This window comes from Achromobacter sp. EG18 (genome assembly GCF_059759395.1).
Genome location: NZ_CM186213.1, coordinates 4262873 through 4282378, shown reverse-complemented (window position 1 = coordinate 4282378; position 19506 = coordinate 4262873). Strand labels below are relative to the sequence as shown.

Genomic DNA, 19506 nt, shown 5'->3' with positions numbered 1-19506 from the left:
GGGAATCGCCGAGGCTGCCCACAGGCTGTGCACAGCATGTCAACAGCTTGCCCACCGATATTCGGGCCTTTTCCACAGCTTGTACACAAGTCTCTGCCACGACCGCTTCGAGTCGCCATGGCGGCGATAGGGCGCAACCACCTGCCGGGATCGCATTCTTCAAACCGCTGCCTGTCCCGCAGCCGCATGCAGACTCGATTCACGCGCGTTCCGAGGGGCATCTATCCACAGGCTGCGCACAGCATCTTCACAGCTTGTACACCGCTATCCGGGGCTTTTCCACAGCTTTTCAACAGGGGTCGAAGAGGCCCCCGGCTCGCGCTAGGATGATCGCTGTCCGTTCGCCGTGGCCGTGTCCACCGGCAACCCAGGAGCCCTCCATGACCCAGAACATCTACGACACGCCTGAATTCTTCGACGGCTACAGCCGCCTGGCCCGCTCGGTGCATGGTCTGGACGGGGCGCCGGAATGGCCCGCGCTGCGGGCGCTGCTGACCGATGTCAGGGGCTGCGACGTGGTCGACCTGGGCTGCGGTTTCGGCTGGTTCTGCCGCTGGGCCGATGAGCAGGGCGCGGCCAGTGTCCTGGGGCTGGACGTGTCCCGGAACATGCTGGCGCGGGCACGCGCCACCACCATCAGTGCCACCATCCGCTACGAACGGTCGGACCTGGAACGTCTGCAGTTGCCGCCGCAAAGCGTCGACCTGGCCTACAGTTCATTGACCCTGCATTACCTTGAGCGCCTGCCAGCCCTGCTCGCCACTGTGCGCCAGGCGCTCAGGCCCGGCGGCCGCTTCGTGTTTTCCTGTGAACATCCCATCTACACCGCGCCGGCGCAGCCCGGCTTCATCCAGGATGACGATGGACGCCGGATCTGGCCGTTGAATCAATACGCCGTGCGCGGCGAGCGGCGCACAGATTGGCTGGCCAAAGGGGTGATCAAGCAGCATCGCACCGTGGCGGATTACGTGAACCTGCTGATAGGCGCCGGATTCACGCTGGCACACCTGGATGAATGGGCGCCGAGTCCAACCCAGCTTGCCCGCCAGCCAGCGCTGGCGGAGGAACAGGATCGGCCCATGATGCTGTTGGTCTCGGCCAACCGGTGAGGGAGCCTCAACGGCGGCTGGCCACGAGGAAAAACATGGAGAAAGCGTGGAATGGCGCTATGAAATATTTAGTTTCACAAAACCCACTTGCGCTATCTATCTAGTAGTAGGTAAGATTCATCCATCGACGCAGCACTCAGACAACAACGCGGCGCCGCCCCAAACCAGAAATACAGTAGCACCCCTTTTTATTTGCCTTGTTATCTACCTATAAGTAGATAGTTTAACCGAAACAACCTCACCATCGTTATCTGGAGATCCATCATGAAGACCCTCGTATCCGCCCTGATCCTGTCCGCTTCCTTCATCGGTGCCGCCCAAGCCGGCGAGCTCGACTACCCGCCCGCTCTGGACACCCACAGCACCGTGACCCGTGCCCAGGTGCAGCAAGAACTGGCCGCCGCCCGCGCCAACGGTGAACTGGTCAGCACCGAAGAGGGTTCGGCCGCCACCGCCTTTGCCAGCGCCGGCGACAAGAGCCGCGCCCAGGTCAAGCAGGAGCTGGCTGCCGCCCGCGCCCAAGGCCTGACCGACAGCGGTGAACTGGACTATCCGCCCGTCCAAGGCTGATTTTTCTCGGCATCAAACCTATCTACAGATAGATAGCATCTTTCCCATCGTGCAGTACTGATCCTTACTGGAGATCAACCATGAAGACCCTCGTATCCGCCCTGATCCTGACCGCTTCGTTCCTCGGCGCCGCCCATGCCGGCGAACTGGACTATCCGCCCGCCGCCGACACCCACAGCACGGTGACCCGCGCCCAGGTGCAGCAAGAACTGGCCGCCGCCCGTGCCAACGGTGAACTGGTCAGCACCGAAGACGGCTCCGCCGCCACCGCTTTCGCCAGCGCCGGCGACAAGAGCCGCGCCCAGGTCAAGCAGGAACTGGCCGCCGCCCGCGCCCAGGGCCTGACCGACAGCGGCGAACTGGACTACCCGCCCGTGCAAGGCTGAGTCCGATGCCGGCCACTGCGAACCCCGGGGGGCGGGAACATTCCCGGCCGGGGTTCGCACGGTTGCACCGGAGCGCCGCATAGGGATTACCGCCGATGACGTATCGACCTATTAGTAGGTAATATTCAGCCATGGACACTCCGACCCCCAACACCACCCGCGACCAGCTGCTGGCCCATGCCGAGAAGCTGATCCGTACCCGCGGCTGCAACGGCTTCAGCTATCGTGACCTGGCCGAGCACGTGGGCGTGAAGACGTCCAGCATCCACTACTACTTTCCCGGCAAGGACGACCTGCTCTACGAGGCCGTCGAAGCCTATAGCGCCCGCGCCCTGGCTTCGGTGCGCAGCATCGATACCGCGCAGCCGGCCCACGCCCAGCTCGACGCCTATCTGTCGATGATGGAATCGAAGGCCTGTGGCCACGGCGAACTGTGCCTGGGCGGCATGCTGGCCGCCGAAATGATGAGCTTGCCCGACCGCGTGCGCGGCGCGTTGCAGGGATTTTTCCGCGCGCACGAAGCCTGGTTGGCCCGTGTGCTGGCGCAAGGCGCCGAAGAAGGCACCCTGAAGTTCTCGGGCAGCGCCGAAGCGGCCGGCCGGGCGGTGTTCGCCACGGTGCAGGGCTGCATGCTGGTGTCGCGCCTGTTCCAGGCGCCGCCGGCGTTGTGCGAGGCGATCAGCGCCTTGTACGTCGAATGCCAGGACAAGCCCGCCGCCTGACCCGCTTTCTCTGTCGTCCACCAACCCGGCCGCAACGCGTCAGCTTGCGGCCGTTGTGTTTGCGGCGTTGATCAAGGGAGCCTTGCGAATCGCCTGCGGGCTTTCGTTGCTCAAGGGAGCGTCTGGCCTTCCGCGTCAGACGGTCAGTGCGCGCGCCATGTCGACGCTGGTCCGTGCCTGCATACCCAGGTCGCGCATGCGTTGCAGGAAATTGGCCTGGGCATCGCCAAAACCCGTGACCGGACTGATGCAATCCGTCAGCAACACCACGCGCGACAGGTTGCCGCCCGGCAGGTATTCGGCGATGTGTTCGACCGTAGCCTTGACGCAGTGGCTGCCGGCCTCGCCGGCCACGATGATGAGATCGGCGCGGTCCAGGGAATCGAGCAGCCGGCGGTTGAGCTGGCTGCGTGGATCGTCGGCGTCGGGCACCTCGGCCATGAGCGCGCTGTAGTGTTCCGTCCAGGGGTTGGCGCCCTTGGGCACCTTGCGCACAATGAACTGGCGCTCGTCTTCCCACCTGGCATAAGCCGCGCGCACGTCGGCGTGGACGTTGTGGCCCCAGGTGCCGATCTCGCAATGCACCGGCCATACCATCAGGGTGTAGCGGCCACGCGCTTCCAGTTCGTCCAGGTAGGTCAGCGTGCGCGGCAGGTCGTCGGCATGGCGCGGCAGGAACGCGCCCGAGCGTACCTGGCCAGCGGTGATGGGGGTGAAGGGAGCGACCGCACGGTCATCGCCGGTGCGCCAGAACGTCGGATGGGCGATGTCCAGCCGGTGGTGCGAATCCAGCGTGACGGTAATAGCCGAAAGAGCCGGCGCGGCGGCGTCGATGAAGCGCGCCAGTCGCTGCATATCGGCGTGCGCGCCGGGCACCGGCAGCGCGGGCGCGATGGCCTGGCCGGTCAGGGGATCGGCGGGCAGGTGGCTGGCGGGCAGGTCGCAGAAATCATTCTGCGGATCGATGATCAGGAGATGAACGGAACGCGACATGGAGGCACGGGCGGGGAGTGAGTACGAAATATAGACCGGGACGTGCGCTCCACGCGAGCACCTTGCCGGCATCCGTCCGCGCCTGCCCCGGCGCGCGCTTTTTTCAGAACAGCACGAGGTGGCACGACAGATCAGGTAACTGGCGCAGCAGCGCGCGCCACAGGAACCATATGCGGGCCAGCCCCGCCACTGCCAGTGCTGCGCCGATGTAGAAAACCATGATCCGCTCCACGCCCCTAAAATCGCACGATCGTGCGAAATTTGTCGAAAACAATGCCGGCTGGCGCCGGCTTCCCGTAGTGACGACTACTCGATGTACTTGAAACTGCGATAGGTCGAAATCAGGCGCTCGTAGGCGGCCCGCACCCGTTCGCGCGCCTTCGGATCGCGCAGGAAGCGGGCATCGTGCATCAGCCCGATCATCAGGCTGTAGACCTCGAACACGAGCTGTTCGGGATCGGTGTCCGGGCGCAGATGGCCTTCGTCCAGCGCCTGTCGCACCGTGCGCACCATCACTCCACGCCAGCGGCGCAGGTTGTTTTCCAGGATCTCGCGCAGAGGGGATTCGACATCGTCGAACTCGAAGGCGCCGGCGATGTAGATACAGCCGGTCAGCAGCTCGACATTGCACGCACGCTCGATCCACAGGTTCATCAACGCATTCAGGCGCGGCAGGCCGCGAGGCCGGGCCATCGCGGGCGTGAAGACCGCGGCGACGAAGCGGCGCTCGTACTCGTCCAGAACGGCCTGCTGCAAGGCCTCACGCGATCCGACCCGCGAAAACACGCCGCTCTTGCTGATGTCCAGGCGTTTGGCCACCTGGCCGAGCGACAGGCTCTCGAGCCCCTGGGCGGCGGCCATGTCCAGGGCCGCGTCCACGATGGCCGCGAAAGTCAGCTCGCTTTTTTCGGTCTTGGCAGTCATGCGATCGAATTTAGCACGACTGTGCGAAAAATGGCGACCTCTTGCAGATGCCGGCCAAAAAAAAAGGACAGCCGAGGCTGTCCGGTAGGGGTATGCGTCGCCGTGGCCGGCGGCAATCAGGCCCGGGCGGCCTTGAACTCCAGGCGGAACTTGTGCAGCAGTGGCTCGGTGTAGCCGTTGGGCTGGGTCAGGCCTTCGAACACCAGCGCGCAAGCCGCCTTGAACGCCAGCGAGCCGTCGAAGTTGCCGGCCATCGGCAGGTAATGGGGATCGCCGGCGTTCTGGCCGTCCACCACCTTCGCCATGCGCTGGAAGGTTTCCATGACCTGGTCGCGGTTGGTGACGCCGTGGCGCAGCCAGTTGGCGATGTGCTGGCTGGAGATGCGCAGCGTGGCGCGGTCTTCCATCAGACCGACGTTGTGGATGTCCGGCACCTTGGAGCAGCCCACGCCCTGGTCGATCCAGCGCACCACGTAGCCCAGGATGCCCTGGACGTTGTTGTCCAGTTCCTGCTGGATGTCGGCGGCGGACCACTTGGAGCGATCACCCACGGGCACCGTCAGCAGGCCCGCCAGCAACTCGTCGCGCACGCTGTCGAGCCGGGTGCGTTCGAGTTCCTGCTGGACCGCCTGCACGTCCACCTGGTGGTAGTGCAGCGCGTGCAGCGTCGCCGCGGTCGGCGAAGGCACCCAGGCAGTGTTGGCGCCGGCCTTGGGATGTCCGATCTTCTGTTCGAGCATGGCTGCCATCAGGTCGGGCATGGCCCACATGCCCTTGCCGATCTGGGCGCGGCCGCGCAGGCCGGCGTCCAGGCCGACCAGCACGTTGTTACGTTCGTAGGCGGTGATCCAGGCGGTGGACTTCATGTCGCCCTTGCGCAGCATGGGGCCGGCCTCCATGCTGGAATGCATTTCGTCGCCCGTGCGATCGAGGAACCCGGTGTTGATGAACGCCACGCGCGACGCCGCGGCCGCGATGCAGGCCTTGAGGTTGACGCTGGTGCGGCGTTCTTCGTCCATGATGCCCATTTTCAGGGTATTGCGCGGCAGGCCCAGCAGGTCTTCGACGCGGTCGAACAGCTCGCTGGCGAATGCGGCCTCCGCGGGGCCGTGCATCTTGGGTTTGACGATGTAGACCGAACCGGTGCGCGAGTTCAGCTTGCGATTGCGGTCCTGCAGTGCCGCCAGGCTGGTGACCACGGCGTCGAGGATACCCTCCGGGATCTCCTGGCCGTCGCGGTCGAGCACGGCCGGGTTGGTCATGAGGTGGCCGACGTTGCGCACGAACATCAGCGAACGGCCGTGCAGCGTCAGGGCCGAGCCGTCCGGACGCGTGTACTGGCGGTCGGGATTGAGCTTGCGGGTGAAGGTCTTGCCGCCCTTGGTGACGGCTTCGGTCAGGTCGCCCTTCATCAGGCCGAGCCAGTTGCGGTAGATGTGGACCTTGTCGTCGGCGTCGACCGCGGCGACCGAGTCTTCGCAGTCCATGATGGTGGTCAGCGCGGCCTCGACCAGCACGTCCTTGACGCCGGCCGCGTCGGTAGCGCCGATGGTATGGGTGCGGTCGATCTGGATCTCGAAATGCAGGCCGTTGTTCTTGAGCAGGATGGCGCCGGGGGCCGCCGCGTCGCCCTGGTAGCCGGTGAACTGGGCCGGGTTCTTGAGCGTGGTGGCGCCATTGGCCAGCGCCACCTTGAGCTGGCCATTCTCGACCGTGTAGCCGCGGGCGTCGGTGTGCGAGCCCTGCGCCAGCGGCGCGGCCTCATCCAGGAAGGCGCGGGCGCGGGCGATGACGGCGCGACCGCGTTCGGGGTTGTAGCCGGCGCCGCCGTCGCCGGGCGTGGCGGGAATCGCGTCGGTGCCGTACAGCGCGTCGTACAGGCTGCCCCAGCGCGCGTTGGCGGCATTCAGGGCGTAGCGGGAGTTGGACACCGGCACCACCAGTTGCGGGCCGGCCTGCTGCGAAATCTCGGTGTCGACATTGTCGGTGGTGGCGCGCACGCTGGCCGGTTGGGGCAACAGGTAGCCGATGCCTTCCAGAAACTGGCGGTAGGCGGCCGGATCGGCGATGGGACCGGGATGGGCGCGATGCCAGGCGTCGAGTTCGGCCTGCAGGCGATCGCGTTCGGCCAGCAGGGCGCGGTTCTTGGGCGCCAGGTCATGCACCAGGGCAGCGAACCCCTTCCAGAACGCGTCAGCGGCCAGCCCGGAGCCGGGCAGCGCCTCTTGTTCGATGAACTGGCTGAGATTGGCCGCCACTTGCAGGCCGTGGTGCTGGATGCGTTGAGTCATGCGGATCTCTGACGGTAGGAGGTCTGGACGGCGCGCGCGCCGGGCGAATCTGTCCACACATCATCGTTCGCGCCCGCCGCAAAGTCCATATCAAAACCTGCTGGTCATACCAGTTTGTTTTCGCCCGGCTCGGCAAACATCGTTTTTTTATGGTTTTATATCAGTTACTTACGCAGGTGGTAGGCGGCAGGCGGTTTGCTGTTGGCGCTTGGTCATACCACTGGTCCGGAGAACGCATGCACGCGGAAACTGAAGCGAAACCCCGCCAGGTGGCGGATGAAGTGGCGGAGCGCATCGAGCGCCTGATCCTGGACGGCGTCCTGAAGGCTGGCCAGGCGCTGCCGTCGGAGCGGCGGCTGACGGAAAAGCTGGGCGTGTCGCGCACCGCGCTGCGCGAAGGCCTGAAACTGCTGCGCGCGCGTGAAATCATCCACACTTCGCAGGGCAAGGGTTCGTTCGTGGCGCGCATCTCGAAGGTCGACGCCGGGCCGCTGATGCACCTGTTCAATTCGCAACCGCGCACGCTGTACGACCTGCTCGAAGTGCGCTCCCTGCTGGAGGCCGATTCGGCACGGCTGGCGGCCCTGCGTGGCACGCAGGCCGACTTCATCATGATCCGCCGCCGTTACGACGAAATGGTGAACGCGCAATCGGCCGACACCGCCACCCATGCGCACCTGGATCACGCGTTCCACCTGGCCATCTGCGAGGCCTCGCACAACCCGGTGCTGGTGCATACGCTGCAGTCGCTCAACGACCTGATGCTCGGGTCGGTGTTCGCCTGTGTCAACAACCTGTATCACCGTGAACCCGCGAAGCGCCAGATCGACAAGCAGCACGCGCGGCTGTTCAATGCCGTGATCGCGCGCCAGCCGGAGCAGGCGCGCCGCGCCGCGGCCGACCATGTCGACAGCGTGCGGCAGAACCTGGCGGAAATCGAGCAGGAAGAACAGCGGCTGGTGCGGGCGACACTGCGCCTGGAAGGCTGGGCCTAGCCGCGTTGCGCGCGCCAACGATAACGACGGCCGCGCGTTGCGACGGCTCGCGGTCTACCGTCAGCGACCATCGCCGCCCTCAGCGGTCCTCGGTCATGGCGCCCGCCAATGCCAGCGGCTTGCCGGCATAGACGCGGCCAAAGCGATTGCCCAGCAAGGCTTCCAGCGGGATCTGTTCCTGGCCCACGAAACCGCGTTGCGGCAGCGTGCCCTGTGCCACCAGGTCCAGCGCCGCGCAGATGCCGGCGGCCGTGGACAGCTGGATGGCGCTGAGTCGGTGGCCGTCGACGTCCGCGCCGAATACGCGGATGGGGTATGACTCTTCTTCCAGCCGGCCGTGGCGATGGCCCGAGGCCTGCGCCTGGATCACGATCACGTCCTGCTCGGTGGTGGGAATGGCGGTTTCGAAAATGTCCTTGAGCAGGTCGCGGCGATCGCGCAACCGCAGATCGTTGAGCAGCAGCTTCATCAGATTGCAGTGGCCGGGATAGCGCACCGACTTGTAATCGACATTGCGCGCGCGGCCCAGCAGCGTTGCAGGCAGCGTGCCCAGGCCGCCCGAGGTGTTGAAGGCTTCGTACTCGACGCCGTCCAGCGCGAAGGTCTCGTAGCCCTCCAGCGCCGGCACGCTGGTCAATTGGCCGTCGACGATCGCCTCGCATGGGTTGCAGTATTCGTTGATGAGCCCCTCGGTGCTCCAAGTCAGGTTGTAGCGCAGGCTGTTGGACGGATAGCGCGGCAGCGCGCCCACGCGCATGCGCAGGTCCAGCAGCGTGTCGAAGCGTCGCGCCAGCGCATTGCCGACGATACCGATGAAGCCCGGAGCCAGGCCGCACTGCGGCATCAGCACGGCGCGGGCGTCTGCGGCCAGCGCCTGGATGGCATGGGTGCTGGCGACGTCTTCGGTCAGGTCGAAATAATGTACGCCGGCCCGCGCGCACATCTGCGCGACGGCGATGGCGCGGTGGAATGGCAGGGCGTTGACGACCGCATAGCGGCCCTCGATGCAGCGGGCCAGGGACGCGTCGTCCGAGATCTGGCGGGTGTCGCAGCCCAGTTCCGCGACGAGGTTCAGTCGTGCCGGGTCCTGGTCGGCAACCAGGACCGAATAGTCGCCGCTGCGTTCGAGCATCAAGGCAATGGCGAACCCGATTTTGCCGGCGCCCAGGAGGAGGACGGGCTTGGTGGAGGTGGACATGGTGCGGCTCCTGCATAGAGGGGGAGGGATTGGCCTCATCCTATGCGCGGGCGCTGTCGATTTGTAGATAGCAAAGCGTCGTAACGGCTATGAGTGGCGTCGTTATGACTTAATTGAATGTCGAATCGTCAAAAGAAAAGCCCTCCGGGTGAGGCCGGAGGGCTTTGCGGGTGGATTGCGGGGCCTGGAGACCAGGCCGTGCAATCAGCTGCCCATGGGGGGGTAGTCCATATTGCCGAAGGTGACCAGGCCTTCCGCCTTGGCCTGGGCCAGTTCGGTTTGCACCTGGCTGCGGCTCAGCGACGTGGCAGCCGCGTGCGGGGCGGGCGGGTAGTCCATGTTGCCGAAGGTGACTTCACCAGCGTTCTTGGCCTGGGCCAGCTGTTCCTGCACTTGCTGCGAGGTCAGGCTGGACTTCTGGGCGATGGCGGCGGGGTAGCCTTCTTCGCCGAAGGTGTATTGGCCCGAAACCTTGGCTTGTTGCAGTTCGGCCTGGACCTGGGCGCGGGTGGCGCCTTGGTCGGCTTCAGCGGCTTGGGCGCCGGCGGCCAGAACGGACATGGACAGCATCAAAGCGGTAGCAAGGGTTTTCATAGCAGACCTCCATATGTCTTGAGCTTGGGATCCGATCCTCTGGCCTGATTGCCGGGGGTCGCTTGCTGTGTCCCGATGAGATGCATTCTCGGCCTAAATAACCTTGGGATAAACCCTTATTCTCTGAAAACATCTTTCCAAAATAAGTACTAATCGCCCGATAACTTACCAAATGGCACCATAGGTGGCGATATTTCCATTTGATGACGCAATAGGTAGTGGTTGGCGGACGAGCGACCCCCATCGGCGCCGTGCGTGCGGCCGTTGTGGGGGCGGCAAGGCGCGCCGGCGGCCGGCGGGCGGGCGAGTGACGAAGTGGGAGGGGGCGAGGCGGGATACGCCGCCCCGAGGTCGAGGCCACGGGGCGGGTAGGGGGAAACCGGGTCAGCGGTTCAGGTCGGCCAGCGCGGCGTCGTATTCGGCGCGGGCTTCATCCAGCTTGCGCTGGGCCTTGTCGATCTTTTCCTGCTTGCCTTTGGCGCGGGCGGCCTTGAGCTCGTCTTCGCGCTCGGAAACCTTGTTCTGCTTGTCGCGCACGTCGGCTTCGCGCTGCGATTGCAGGCGGCTGTCGGTGCAGTACGCCTTGGCTTCGGCCAGCGCCTTCTGCAAGCCGGCCACCCGGTGCGTGTTGCCGTGGGCGCGCGCATAGGTGATTTCGTTCTCCAGATGGCAGAACTTCGCGGCGCAGCCACGCTGGGCGGAGCAATCGGTGGTGGCCTGGGCGTGGGCGGGCAGGGCGCCGAGCAAGGCGCTGGCCGAAGCCAGGGCCAGCAGGGTTTTGGTCAATGCGGACATGCGTGGTCTCCGTAAAGCGTGTCGGAGCGGCCATCATCCCCCAAGCGGGGGGTGTCCGCAATGCGCCGGATCAGGCGATCAGGGTGCCGGCAAGCGCCGCCGCGACCAGGATCGCGCCCAGCCAGAGATTGGCGCGGAACAGCATGAAATTGCGATCCGGACGCTGGATGTCGAACACCTTCAACTGCCATGCCAGGTGCGCGGCGATGGCCGCCATGCCGACGTAATAGGCCCATGACATGCCGATGGCATGGCCGCCCCAGGCCCACAGGATCACGGTGGCCAGATAGAAGCCGCCGATCCACAGCTTGCCCTGGTCACCGAAGCGCATGGCCGTGGAATGCAGGCCCAGGCTGCGGTCGTCGCGCACATCGACGTAGGCGTAGATGCTGTCGTAACCCACCTGCCACAGCACTGCGCCGAACCACATCGCGATGGCGGCCAGGGGCACGTGGTTCTGCGTATCCGACCAGGCCATCAGCATGCCCCAGTTGAAGCAGATGCCCAGGACGACCTGCGGCCAGTAGGTGACGCGCTTGCACAGCGGATAGATGAAAACGAACGGCAGGACGGCCACGGCGAGCCAGCGGCTCATGCCATTCAGGAAGAAAAGCAGTGAACCGCAGACCAGCAATTGGCCGATCAAGAACCAGACCGCATTACGCATGCTGAGCTGGCCGCTGGTGAGCGGACGGAAGCGGGTGCGTTCGACGTGCTTGTCGAAGTTGCGGTCGCACATGTCGTTGACGGTGCAGCCGATACCGCGCATGAGCAGCGCGCCCAGCGAGAACACCACCAGGCGTTGCAGGTCTGGCAGTCCGCCGGCGGCCTGGACCAGGGCGGCGATACAGGGCAGCAGCGTCAGCCAGGTGCCGATGGGGCGGTCGAGCCGGCATAGCCGGGCGTAGGGCCGCCACGATTTGGGCAGCCAACGTTCGACCCAGTCGGTGAAAACAATGTCGCTGAGGTCGACGGGAGAGGATTGCGGAGCGCTCACTGTCACGGCGAAAGAAATGGGAGGAAAGCCGACAGCATAAAACAACGGCCGGGCAATGCGCCCGGCCGCGGAACCGTCAAGGGTGTTCAGGACCCGGTTTTCAGGCCGTGTATTCCTTGAGCAGCTTGCCCAGGATGGCGATGCCGGTGCGGATCTTGTCCTCCGGCACGGTGGCGAAGCTCAGGCGCAGCGTGTTGGCGCGGCCGGTGCCGCAATAGAACGGCGCGCCCGGCACGAAGGCGACGTTCTGGGCGATGGCCTTTTCCAGCAGCTTGGTGCTGTCGATGTGTTCGGGCAGCGTGAGCCAGATGAACATGCCGCCTTCGGGCTTGGTCCAGCTGACGGTGGACGGGAATTCGCGGGCGATGGCTTCGAGCATGCAGCTGCCCTGGGCGCGGTAGATTTCGCGCACGTTGGGCAGGTGTTCTTCCAGGAAGCCGTCCTTGACGATTTCGTACACGGCCATCTGGGTCAGCGTGGGCGTGTGCAGGTCGGTGGCCTGCTTGGCTTGCACCAGCTTGTTGATCAGCGGGCGGGCGGCGGCGATGTAGCCCAGGCGCAGGCCGGGGGCCAGCACCTTGGAGAACGTGCCCAGGCGCACCACGTTGGCGCCATACTCGGCGGCCAGCGCGATCAGGCCCGGTTGCGGTTCGCCGGCGTAGCGCAGTTCACCGTAGGGATCGTCCTCGATGATGGTCAGGCCCAGTTCGGCGGCGCGCTTGACCAGCGCGATGCGGCGTTCCAGGCTGAGGGTGCGGCCGGTGGGATTCTGGAAGTTGGGCAGCGCGTACAGGAAGCGCGCGCCGGCGGCCAGTTCGGGGGTGATGGCTTCGGGGATCAGGCCGCCATCGTCGGTGGGCACCGGCACGAACTTGGGCTGGTACAGGCTGAACGATTGCAGCGCGCCGAGGTAGCTGGGGTCTTCGACCAGCACCTTGCTGTCCTTGTCGATCAGCACCTTGCCCAGCAGGTCCAGGGCCTGCTGCGAGCCAGATACGATCAGGGTCTGGTCGGCGGCGATGTTGGCGCCGGCGCGGTTCAGGTCGTCGGCGACCCATTGGCGCAGCGGCGCATAGCCTTCGGTGGGGCCGTATTGCAGGGCCGCGCGGCCGTTGGTGGACAGTACCTTGTCGAATGCCGCACGCACTACTTCCACCGGGAAGCCGCCGGGCGCCGGCAGGCCGCCTGCGAACGAAATGACTTCGGGACGCTCGGTGACCTTGAGGATCTCGCGGATGGCGGAGCTGGTGAGTTGCTGGGCGCGTTCGGAAAAGGCGAACGTCGGTTCGAGAGGCTTGTCCATGGCTTGCTTCTTAATCAAGAAGGGGGTGACGGGGTGATGACAACGGAGCGGTAAAGACGTTGCTGCGTAAACTATTGTCCCACAGCGTAGCAAGGCGGCCCCTTTATCGCGGGCTGCCCCTAAAATCACTTGCATCGATAATCGCCTGTACAGTTACATTTATACATATGTTTGAAGCCGCCCCGATCGCCGCCGACTCCAAGGCCGCGCTGTACGCCGAACTGGCCAAGCAGGCCCGCGCCCTGCTCGACGGCGAGCACGACCGCATCGCCAACGCCGCCAACCTGAGCGCGCTCGCCTACCAGGCGCTGCCCGACCTGAATTGGGTGGGCTTCTACCTATTTGACGGCACGGAACTGGTGCTGGGGCCGTTCCAGGGCAAGCCGGCCTGCGTGCGCATTCCGCTCAATCGCGGCGTGTGCGGCGCGGCCGCCAGCCAGCGCCAGACGCAGCTCGTGCCCGACGTGCATGCCTTCCCCGGCCACATCGCCTGCGACGCGGCCTCGCGTTCCGAGATCGTGGTGCCGCTGGTGCACCAGGGCGAGTTGATCGGCGTGTGGGACGTGGACAGCCCGGTGCCGGACCGTTTCGACGAAGATGATCGCCAGGGCATGGAAGCGTTGTGCGCGGTCTTTCTGGCCAGCCTGCGTTGACAGCGTGGCGGCGGCCCGGTAGATTTGCGCATCGGCCGCCTGCGGCCGGTTTCAACCTCTTATTCCATTCATGATTCCTCAGGCCATCTCGTCCGCTTTGCTGTTCCGCGCCCTCGGCGTGGCGACGGTTTGCGCCGGCCTGAAATCCAAAAAACAGCCGCTCATCTGACCGGAGCATGCTGTTCCGTCAGATGGGCGACGGAACAGCGGCCTCACGGCGGCGCCATGGCGCCTTCGCGCGCACCCCCAGTATCCCGAGCACTTCTGTACGGTCCAACCGCGGTCCGCTTACACCGAAGGAGTGTTCATGCAAACTCATCAATCCCCGTTCCAAGGCGTCTGGATTCCCCTGGTGACGCCGTTCTCCGGCGGCGCTGTCGATGGCGGGGCCCTGCGCCGCCTGGTGCGCCATTTCGCGGCGGCGGGCGTCGACGGGCTGGTCGTGTGCGGCAGCACCGGCGAAGCCGCGGCGCTCGATGACGCCGAGCAACTGGCGGTGCTGGATGCCGTGCTCGCCGAGGCCGGCGCCATGCCGGTGGTGATGGGCCTGGCCGGCAACCACCAGGGCCACGTGCTGCAACGCCTGGCCGCGTTCGGCACCCGGCCGTTGGCCGGCATCCTGGCGCCGGCGCCGTACTACGTGCGGCCCGGCCAGGAAGGCGCCGCCGCCTACTTCCGCAGCCTGGCCGATGCCTCGCGCTTTCCCCTGGTGCTGTACGACATTCCATACCGCACAGGAACGACGCTGGAAACCTCGACTCTGTTATCGCTGGCCGCGCATCCGAACATCGCGGCCATCAAGGACTGCGGCGGTTCGCTCGACAAGACCCTGGCGCTGATCGCCGACGGCAACATGAACGTGCTGGCGGGCGAGGACCTGCAATCGCTGTCGCTGCTGTGCCTGGGCGGCAGCGGCCTGATCGCGGCGGCGGCGCACATCCGGCCCGACCTGTTCGTGGCCATGTACCAGGCGGTGCGGGCGCAGCAGCTGGACCTGGCGCGCAAGCTGTTCCAGGCGCTGGCGCCGGTGATCCAGCTGGCGTTCGCCGAACCCAATCCGGGGCCGGTGAAGGCGCAACTGGGGCGCCAGGGACTGCTCAGCGACGAGCTGCGAGAGCCCATGCCGGCGGCCAGCGCGGCCCTGGCCCGGCGCATGGATGCGGTGGTCGCGGGCCTGAACCGGCAGTTTCCCTGCCAATAGCGGCAAGCCGCGGCATGGACTGCTTCTTTGTGGCGCCCGGATTCATTTGGTAATAAATGTCTCCCCGCGAGGCTGGCGGATTGCTTATGATGCGGCCATTCTCCGGGGTGAAACAAAACGTTCATGGCCCAAGCTTTTGTCGCGTTGTCCGCCTGGCAGGTCATGCTGGCGGGCCTGCTGTTCTTCGGCGGCATCTACCTGCTGTTCGGCGCGGCCACCTGGCTGCTGACCCAGCGCATCCTGCCGGCGCTGGGCATCGGCCGGCCGCTCGATCCGCGGCCGCTGGCGCCGGGCCAGTTGCGCCGTGAGTTCACGCAGTCGGGCGTGTCGATCCTGCTGTTCGGCACCGGCATGATCTTTCCGTGGGGCCTGCTGCAATTGGGTTGGGCGCACCTGGACCCCGACGCCAGCTGGCAGAAGATCACGCTGGAGATCCTGGCGCTGGTGGCCTGGAACGACGTGCATTTCTGGATCAATCACCGGCTGCTGCACACCAAGCTGCTGCGCCGTTTCCACCTGCCGCACCACCGTTCGGTGGTGACCACCCCGTTCTCGACCTACAGCTTCCATCCGATCGAGGCGCTGATGCTGGGCAACGTCATCATGCTGCCGATGGTGCTGCATGATTTCAGCTTCTGGTCGTTGGCGTCGGTGCCGCTGTTCAGCCTGTTCTTCAATTGCATCGGCCACGCCAACTACGACTTCTTTCCCAACGTGTCGTATGCGCACTGGTTTGCGGCGAGCCGCCGGCATCACCTGCACCACGCCTGCTACAACGGCAATTTTGGTTTCCAGTTCACGTTCATGGACCGCCTGTTCCGCACCCGGCTGCAGGCCGAGGCGGCCGCGCCCCAGCTGGAGGCTTTCCGGCAGCGAGAATCGCTTGGCGGACGGGCTTAGCAAGACGCGCCGGCTGCTCGCGCTGCGCAACCGGCGCGATTGGCAGAGCCTGGCCTACCTGGCCGCGCTGCCCGCCCTGGCGGCGTGGCAGTGGCTGCACGGCTTCTGGTGGCCGTTGTACGCGCTGATGCTGTTCCTGACGCTGGGCATTGGCGTGATTCATCACAACCACACGCACATCCGCATGTGGCATGGCCGCTGGGCCAACCGCGCCACCGATTTCTGGATCACGCTGCTGCAGGGGCATCCGACCTTCGTGTTCTATCCGGCGCACGTGGCCAACCATCATCGCTACAAGCATGGCGCGCGCGACGTGGCGCGCACCTATCGCTTTGGCGGCGACACCAATCATCTATGGGGCTACCTGATCCATCCGGTGCAGGCGGTGTGGGTGCTGTATCCGCTGTTCTTTGCCTGGCTGGGACGGCTGCGCCGGCACTGGCCGGGCGCGTGGCGCTACTGCATGTGCCAGTACGGCGCCTGGCTGGGGCTGTGGGGCGGCCTGCTGGCCATCAATCCGGTCAAGGCGCTGGTGTTCGTCATCATCCCGCAACTGCACGGCCTGCACTGGCTGCTGGCCACCAACTACCTGCAACACGCGCACGCCGATGGCGGGCCGCGTGCCGTCGCCGGCCTGAACTACGCCCGCAATTTCGAAGGACTGGTCAATCCGCTGCTGTTCAACATCGGCCTGCATACCGCGCACCACGAGAACCCGCGCGCGCACTGGTCGGAACTGACCGTGCTGCATCGCGACCACTACCGGGCCCGCGTGACACCCGCGCTGAACGAAGGCGGCCTGACGCCGTACATGTTCCGCGTGTTCGTGCTGGGCACCTTCCTGCCGCGCTTTCGCAGCCGTTCGTGTATGGCGCCCGAGCACGTGCGCTAGCGCCGCAACCCCATACCTGCCACTAGAGACCCGCCATGCCTATCGCGTTCAATCGTGTCTACCTGGAAAGCGCCGGCTATTTCATGCCGGGCGAACCCGTGTCCAATGAGGCCATGGACAGCTACATCGCGCCGCTGAACCGCATGTCCAGCCGCATCAAGAGCCGCATCCTGGCTGAGAACGGCATCAAGCAGCGCTACTACGCGATCGATGCCGAGGGCGCCACCGTCTTCACCAACGCGCAGCTGGCCGCCAACGCCATCCGCGATTGCCTGCGACGCAATGATGGCGACCTGGCGGACGTGTCGCTGCTGACCAGCGGGTCGTCCGGGGGCGACGCGCTGATGCCGGGCTTTGCCAACATGATCCAGGGCGAGCTGGCCGCGCATCCGATGGAGACGCTGTCGGTGCACGGCATCTGCGCCGCGGGCGTGTCGGCGATCCAGGTGGCGGCGCAGGGTGTCGAGATGGGCGGCCATGCCAGCGCGCTGGCGGTCGCGGCCGAGCTGCCGTCGCGCCTGTTCAAGCGTTCGCGCTTTGCCGCGCGCGGCTACGACGCCGACTTCGACGCGCATTTCCTGCGCTGGATGCTGTCCGATGGCGCCGGCGCGTTGCTGCTGGGACGCGGCGGCCGGCCGCTGCCCGGCGCGTCCAAGGGCGTGCGGCTGCGCCTGAAGTGGGTGCACCAGCGTTCGTTCTCGGGCGACTATCCGGTGTGCATGCAGCTGGGCCTGTCGGCCGACCGGCAGAAGGGCCACTTGGACTATCCGTCTTGGAACGAGGCCGAGGCCGACGGCGCGCTGTCGCTGCGCCAGGACATCCGCCTGCTGCCGCACCTGTTCGACATCGGCATCCACGAGTACGCCAAGCTGGTGCGCGACGGCTGGCTGGATCCGGACCAGGTCGATCATTTCCTGTGCCATTACTCCTCCGAGAAATTCATTCCGGTGGTCGAGGACCTGATGGAGAAGGCCGGCCTGGTGATTCCGCGCGAGCGCTGGTTCAGCAACCTGGCCTGGCGCGGCAACACCGGCGCGGCGTCGATCCTGATCATGCTGGCCGAGTTCCTCGAAACCCGTGAGATCAAGCCGGGCGAGCAGATCTTCTGCTACATCCCCGAGTCGGGCCGGTTCATGGCGGCCTACATGCTGCTGGAGGCCGAGGCCGCGCATGACGCCGCGCCCTCGGTGGCCGTGGGCGCCACGCCGGCCGCGGCCGGGCGCGAGGACGCCCACAGCGCCGATGCCGACGCCATCGCGCCGCCGCACGATCCGGACATGGCGCCGCAGGGGCTGGGCCAGTTGCTGACCGAACTGGCGGCGATCTGGCACGACTACCGCTCGCGCGTCTGGCGCACGCCGGTGGTGCGGCGCCTGCGCAACCGCCGCTTCCAGACCGCCGACTACCTGAACTGGATGGAGAACTGGATTCCGCAGGTGCGCGAGGGCAGCAAGTGGATGCGCGAAGGCGCGGCTTCGCTGACCGAGCAATACCAGCCGCTGGCCGCGCTGATCGACATGCACGCCGGCGAGGAGCAGAACGACTTCCAGATCCTGTTCCAGGACTACCGCACGGCCGGCGGCAGCATCGACAACATCGATGCGCTGCGCCGCAATCCCGGCGGCGAGGCGCTCAACGCCTATCTGCACAGCCTGGCCGCCACGCGCGATCCGATCGGCCTCCTGGGCGCCATCTACATCATCGAGGGCACGGGCCAGCGCATCGTGCCGGCCCTGCTGCCGCTGCTCAAGGCCAGCCTGAAGCTGCCACCGGACGCCTTCCGCTTCCTGGAATACCATGGCCACAACGACGAGAACCACCTGGCGCGCTGGCTGACCGCGGTGGAACTGGCGCTGGACTGCGACGAAGACGGCCGCGCCGAGCGGCGCATCGTCGACACCGCGCGCCGCACCGCCGCGCTGTACCTGATGCAGTTTCATCATGTGATGGAGGACGAGGCCGCATGAACAGGGAACCCGAATTCCTTGCCAAGGGGCACGATCCCGCCGATCCGAGCCCGTGGCTGGCGCTGTACCTGGATCGCAGCACGCCCCTGCCGGACAAGGTCAAGAAGGCCTGGCTGACCGATTCGAGCTGCGGCTCGCGCCAGTACCTGCTGCCGTTCCTGCGGCCGCTGGCGCGCGCCTGCATCATCCTGATCCAGGTCATCAAGACCTTCCTGCCGCGCCGCTGGTCGCATTCGCGGCTGCTGCATCGCATCCTGGCGTGGGGCCTGAAGCGCTTCGTGTCGCCCGAGGCCAACTGGCTGATCCTGCGGCATTTCCATCTGGGCGCGCAGATCCTGGCGTTCATCGCCGCCAATTCGCCCGTGCGCGTGGCCACCACGCCGCTCGAGCCGATGGAGATCGACGATCTCAAGGACGAGCTGTTCGTCAAGCACGACCTGAACCTGTTCAACTTCGTGATCCGGCTGAACCAGGCGTTGCGCGACGCGGGCGTCGAGATGCATGCGCCCGAGCGCGTCGACTTCTCGATGATCCGCGATCCTGATCTGAAGCTTGAGGATATGCCGCAGGGCAAACTGAATTTCCTCGACCTGCAAAGCGCCATCGAGCTATTCACGCCGCTGTATCAATTGATGCTGACCGACAACGACTTCTGGCGCGCAGCCAATTCGCTGCAGCTGGACGAGACCATCGGCATCTACGCGGCCAAGCTGCTGGGCGCGCCGCAGCACCTGATCCTGGTCAACAACAGCCATCCGCTGGTGCCGATGTCGACCCTGCGCGCCGGCTATCGCCTGGTGCTGCACGGCCTGTCGACCGAGATGCTGCACAGCCTGCTGATGGAGATGCGCGACGCGCAGCAGGGCGGCGAGCCGCCCGCGCCGATCGCCTGAAAAGTGGGCGAATCCTAGCGTTGTCCCTGTAGGGCGGGGCGGGTTCGCTACGCTATAGTGCGACCCTTGTCCGCCGATTCCGGGTCGCGTGCGCGCGGCCCGGGCCTTCATACCGGAAGCGCT

General features: G+C 65.8%; 19 protein-coding genes. 11 read left to right on the top strand and 8 right to left on the bottom strand.

The window, feature by feature from the left end; all coding sequences use genetic code 11:
* Positions 1 to 380 precede the first annotated feature (380 nt).
* The 4 genes from AC6CR5_RS19600 to AC6CR5_RS19585 all read left to right on the top strand — a co-directional run bounded on the left by AC6CR5_RS19600 (position 381) and on the right by AC6CR5_RS19585 (position 2787).
* Entirely contained in the window at positions 381 to 1109 is a 729-nt protein-coding gene (locus tag AC6CR5_RS19600; protein WP_149895617.1) for a class I SAM-dependent methyltransferase, read from the top strand.
* Between the two features lie 264 nt (positions 1110 to 1373).
* Positions 1374 to 1679, top strand: coding sequence for a DUF4148 domain-containing protein (locus AC6CR5_RS19595; protein ID WP_006389666.1), 306 nt, complete (start codon positions 1374 to 1376; stop codon positions 1677 to 1679).
* 80 nt (positions 1680 to 1759) lie between these two features.
* Positions 1760 to 2065: a DUF4148 domain-containing protein gene (locus AC6CR5_RS19590; protein WP_020925844.1), complete on the top strand. Its 306-nt coding sequence runs from the start codon at positions 1760 to 1762 to the stop codon at positions 2063 to 2065.
* 131 nt (positions 2066 to 2196) lie between these two features.
* Entirely contained in the window at positions 2197 to 2787 is a 591-nt protein-coding gene (locus tag AC6CR5_RS19585) for a TetR/AcrR family transcriptional regulator (protein WP_006389668.1), read from the top strand.
* 135 nt (positions 2788 to 2922) lie between these two features.
* Here the strand turns inward: AC6CR5_RS19585 and AC6CR5_RS19580 are convergent, their stop codons facing one another.
* The 3 genes from AC6CR5_RS19580 to AC6CR5_RS19570 all read right to left on the bottom strand — a co-directional run bounded on the left by AC6CR5_RS19580 (position 2923) and on the right by AC6CR5_RS19570 (position 6995).
* Positions 2923 to 3780 (bottom strand): cysteine hydrolase family protein, encoded by an 858-nt coding sequence (locus AC6CR5_RS19580; RefSeq protein WP_026382030.1) that lies wholly within the window; start codon positions 3778 to 3780, stop codon positions 2923 to 2925.
* Between the two features lie 306 nt (positions 3781 to 4086).
* A complete protein-coding gene (locus AC6CR5_RS19575) occupies positions 4087 to 4704 on the bottom strand; it encodes a TetR/AcrR family transcriptional regulator (protein WP_020925847.1) in 618 nt (205 codons plus the stop codon).
* Positions 4705 to 4820: 116 nt separating this feature from the next.
* Positions 4821 to 6995, bottom strand: coding sequence for a malate synthase G (locus tag AC6CR5_RS19570; RefSeq protein WP_498084852.1), 2175 nt, complete (start codon positions 6993 to 6995; stop codon positions 4821 to 4823).
* Between the two features lie 236 nt (positions 6996 to 7231).
* On the opposite strand from AC6CR5_RS19570, the gene glcC reads away from it, so the two are divergent.
* Entirely contained in the window at positions 7232 to 7990 is a 759-nt protein-coding gene (gene glcC / locus AC6CR5_RS19565; RefSeq protein WP_006389673.1) for a transcriptional regulator GlcC, read from the top strand.
* Between the two features lie 79 nt (positions 7991 to 8069).
* Here the strand turns inward: glcC and AC6CR5_RS19560 are convergent, their stop codons facing one another.
* From AC6CR5_RS19560 to AC6CR5_RS19540, 5 genes are all read right to left on the bottom strand, one after another.
* The gene (locus tag AC6CR5_RS19560) at positions 8070 to 9188 is read right to left on the bottom strand and encodes a saccharopine dehydrogenase family protein (RefSeq protein ID WP_006389674.1); all 1119 of its coding nucleotides are present in this window, start codon (positions 9186 to 9188) and stop codon (positions 8070 to 8072) included.
* Positions 9189 to 9392: 204 nt separating this feature from the next.
* Positions 9393 to 9782: a DUF4148 domain-containing protein gene (locus tag AC6CR5_RS19555; RefSeq protein ID WP_006389675.1), complete on the bottom strand. Its 390-nt coding sequence runs from the start codon at positions 9780 to 9782 to the stop codon at positions 9393 to 9395.
* Positions 9783 to 10166: 384 nt separating this feature from the next.
* Positions 10167 to 10577 (bottom strand): DUF1090 domain-containing protein, encoded by a 411-nt coding sequence (locus AC6CR5_RS19550; RefSeq protein ID WP_006389676.1) that lies wholly within the window; start codon positions 10575 to 10577, stop codon positions 10167 to 10169.
* Between the two features lie 70 nt (positions 10578 to 10647).
* Positions 10648 to 11574, bottom strand: coding sequence for a 4-hydroxybenzoate octaprenyltransferase (gene ubiA / locus AC6CR5_RS19545; RefSeq protein ID WP_020925851.1), 927 nt, complete (start codon positions 11572 to 11574; stop codon positions 10648 to 10650).
* 100 nt (positions 11575 to 11674) lie between these two features.
* Positions 11675 to 12877, bottom strand: a complete 1203-nt coding sequence (locus AC6CR5_RS19540; protein WP_006389678.1) for an aminotransferase-like domain-containing protein — start codon at positions 12875 to 12877, stop codon at positions 11675 to 11677.
* Between the two features lie 167 nt (positions 12878 to 13044).
* Between AC6CR5_RS19540 and AC6CR5_RS19535 the strand changes: the two genes are divergently transcribed.
* From AC6CR5_RS19535 to AC6CR5_RS19510, 6 genes are all read left to right on the top strand, one after another.
* Complete coding sequence (locus tag AC6CR5_RS19535; protein ID WP_020925852.1) at positions 13045 to 13530, top strand: free L-methionine (R)-S-oxide reductase MsrC; 486 nt, start codon at positions 13045 to 13047, stop codon at positions 13528 to 13530.
* A gap of 307 nt (positions 13531 to 13837) precedes the next feature.
* Positions 13838 to 14731: a 4-hydroxy-tetrahydrodipicolinate synthase gene (gene dapA / locus AC6CR5_RS19530; RefSeq protein WP_020925853.1), complete on the top strand. Its 894-nt coding sequence runs from the start codon at positions 13838 to 13840 to the stop codon at positions 14729 to 14731.
* Positions 14732 to 14854: 123 nt separating this feature from the next.
* Complete coding sequence (locus AC6CR5_RS19525; protein WP_020925854.1) at positions 14855 to 15631, top strand: sterol desaturase family protein; 777 nt, start codon at positions 14855 to 14857, stop codon at positions 15629 to 15631.
* Positions 15615 to 16523 (top strand): fatty acid desaturase, encoded by a 909-nt coding sequence (locus tag AC6CR5_RS19520; RefSeq protein ID WP_437262711.1) that lies wholly within the window; start codon positions 15615 to 15617, stop codon positions 16521 to 16523. The genes AC6CR5_RS19525 and AC6CR5_RS19520 overlap by 17 nt, the downstream gene beginning before the upstream one ends.
* Positions 16524 to 16558: 35 nt before the next feature.
* Positions 16559 to 18490 carry a StlD/DarB family beta-ketosynthase gene (locus tag AC6CR5_RS19515; protein WP_006389683.1) on the top strand — a complete coding sequence of 644 codons (1932 nt, stop codon included), beginning with the start codon at positions 16559 to 16561 and terminating at the stop codon, positions 18488 to 18490.
* A complete protein-coding gene (locus tag AC6CR5_RS19510; protein WP_020925856.1) occupies positions 18487 to 19383 on the top strand; it encodes a DUF6999 family protein in 897 nt (298 codons plus the stop codon). Before AC6CR5_RS19515 ends, AC6CR5_RS19510 begins: the two co-directional genes overlap by 4 nt.
* The last annotated feature ends 123 nt before the right edge of the window (positions 19384 to 19506 follow it).

What these genes read in the sequence shown, in the direction of transcription:
- AC6CR5_RS19600 (WP_149895617.1), top strand. Translation starts at nt 381, where the DNA reads ATGACCCAGAACATCTACGACACGCCTGAATTCTTCGACGGCTACAGC.
- AC6CR5_RS19595 (WP_006389666.1), top strand. Translation starts at nt 1,374, where the DNA reads ATGAAGACCCTCGTATCCGCCCTGATCCTGTCCGCTTCCTTCATCGGT.
- AC6CR5_RS19590 (WP_020925844.1), top strand. Translation starts at nt 1,760, where the DNA reads ATGAAGACCCTCGTATCCGCCCTGATCCTGACCGCTTCGTTCCTCGGC.
- AC6CR5_RS19585 (WP_006389668.1), top strand. Translation starts at nt 2,197, where the DNA reads ATGGACACTCCGACCCCCAACACCACCCGCGACCAGCTGCTGGCCCAT.
- AC6CR5_RS19580 (WP_026382030.1), bottom strand. Translation starts at nt 3,780, where the DNA reads ATGTCGCGTTCCGTTCATCTCCTGATCATCGATCCGCAGAATGATTTC.
- AC6CR5_RS19575 (WP_020925847.1), bottom strand. Translation starts at nt 4,704, where the DNA reads ATGACTGCCAAGACCGAAAAAAGCGAGCTGACTTTCGCGGCCATCGTG.
- AC6CR5_RS19570 (WP_498084852.1), bottom strand. Translation starts at nt 6,995, where the DNA reads ATGACTCAACGCATCCAGCACCACGGCCTGCAAGTGGCGGCCAATCTC.
- glcC (WP_006389673.1), top strand. Translation starts at nt 7,232, where the DNA reads ATGCACGCGGAAACTGAAGCGAAACCCCGCCAGGTGGCGGATGAAGTG.
- AC6CR5_RS19560 (WP_006389674.1), bottom strand. Translation starts at nt 9,188, where the DNA reads ATGTCCACCTCCACCAAGCCCGTCCTCCTCCTGGGCGCCGGCAAAATC.
- AC6CR5_RS19555 (WP_006389675.1), bottom strand. Translation starts at nt 9,782, where the DNA reads ATGAAAACCCTTGCTACCGCTTTGATGCTGTCCATGTCCGTTCTGGCC.
- AC6CR5_RS19550 (WP_006389676.1), bottom strand. Translation starts at nt 10,577, where the DNA reads ATGTCCGCATTGACCAAAACCCTGCTGGCCCTGGCTTCGGCCAGCGCC.
- AC6CR5_RS19540 (WP_006389678.1), bottom strand. Translation starts at nt 12,877, where the DNA reads ATGGACAAGCCTCTCGAACCGACGTTCGCCTTTTCCGAACGCGCCCAG.
- AC6CR5_RS19535 (WP_020925852.1), top strand. Translation starts at nt 13,045, where the DNA reads ATGTTTGAAGCCGCCCCGATCGCCGCCGACTCCAAGGCCGCGCTGTAC.
- dapA (WP_020925853.1), top strand. Translation starts at nt 13,838, where the DNA reads ATGCAAACTCATCAATCCCCGTTCCAAGGCGTCTGGATTCCCCTGGTG.
- AC6CR5_RS19525 (WP_020925854.1), top strand. Translation starts at nt 14,855, where the DNA reads ATGGCCCAAGCTTTTGTCGCGTTGTCCGCCTGGCAGGTCATGCTGGCG.
- AC6CR5_RS19515 (WP_006389683.1), top strand. Translation starts at nt 16,559, where the DNA reads ATGCCTATCGCGTTCAATCGTGTCTACCTGGAAAGCGCCGGCTATTTC.
- AC6CR5_RS19510 (WP_020925856.1), top strand. Translation starts at nt 18,487, where the DNA reads ATGAACAGGGAACCCGAATTCCTTGCCAAGGGGCACGATCCCGCCGAT.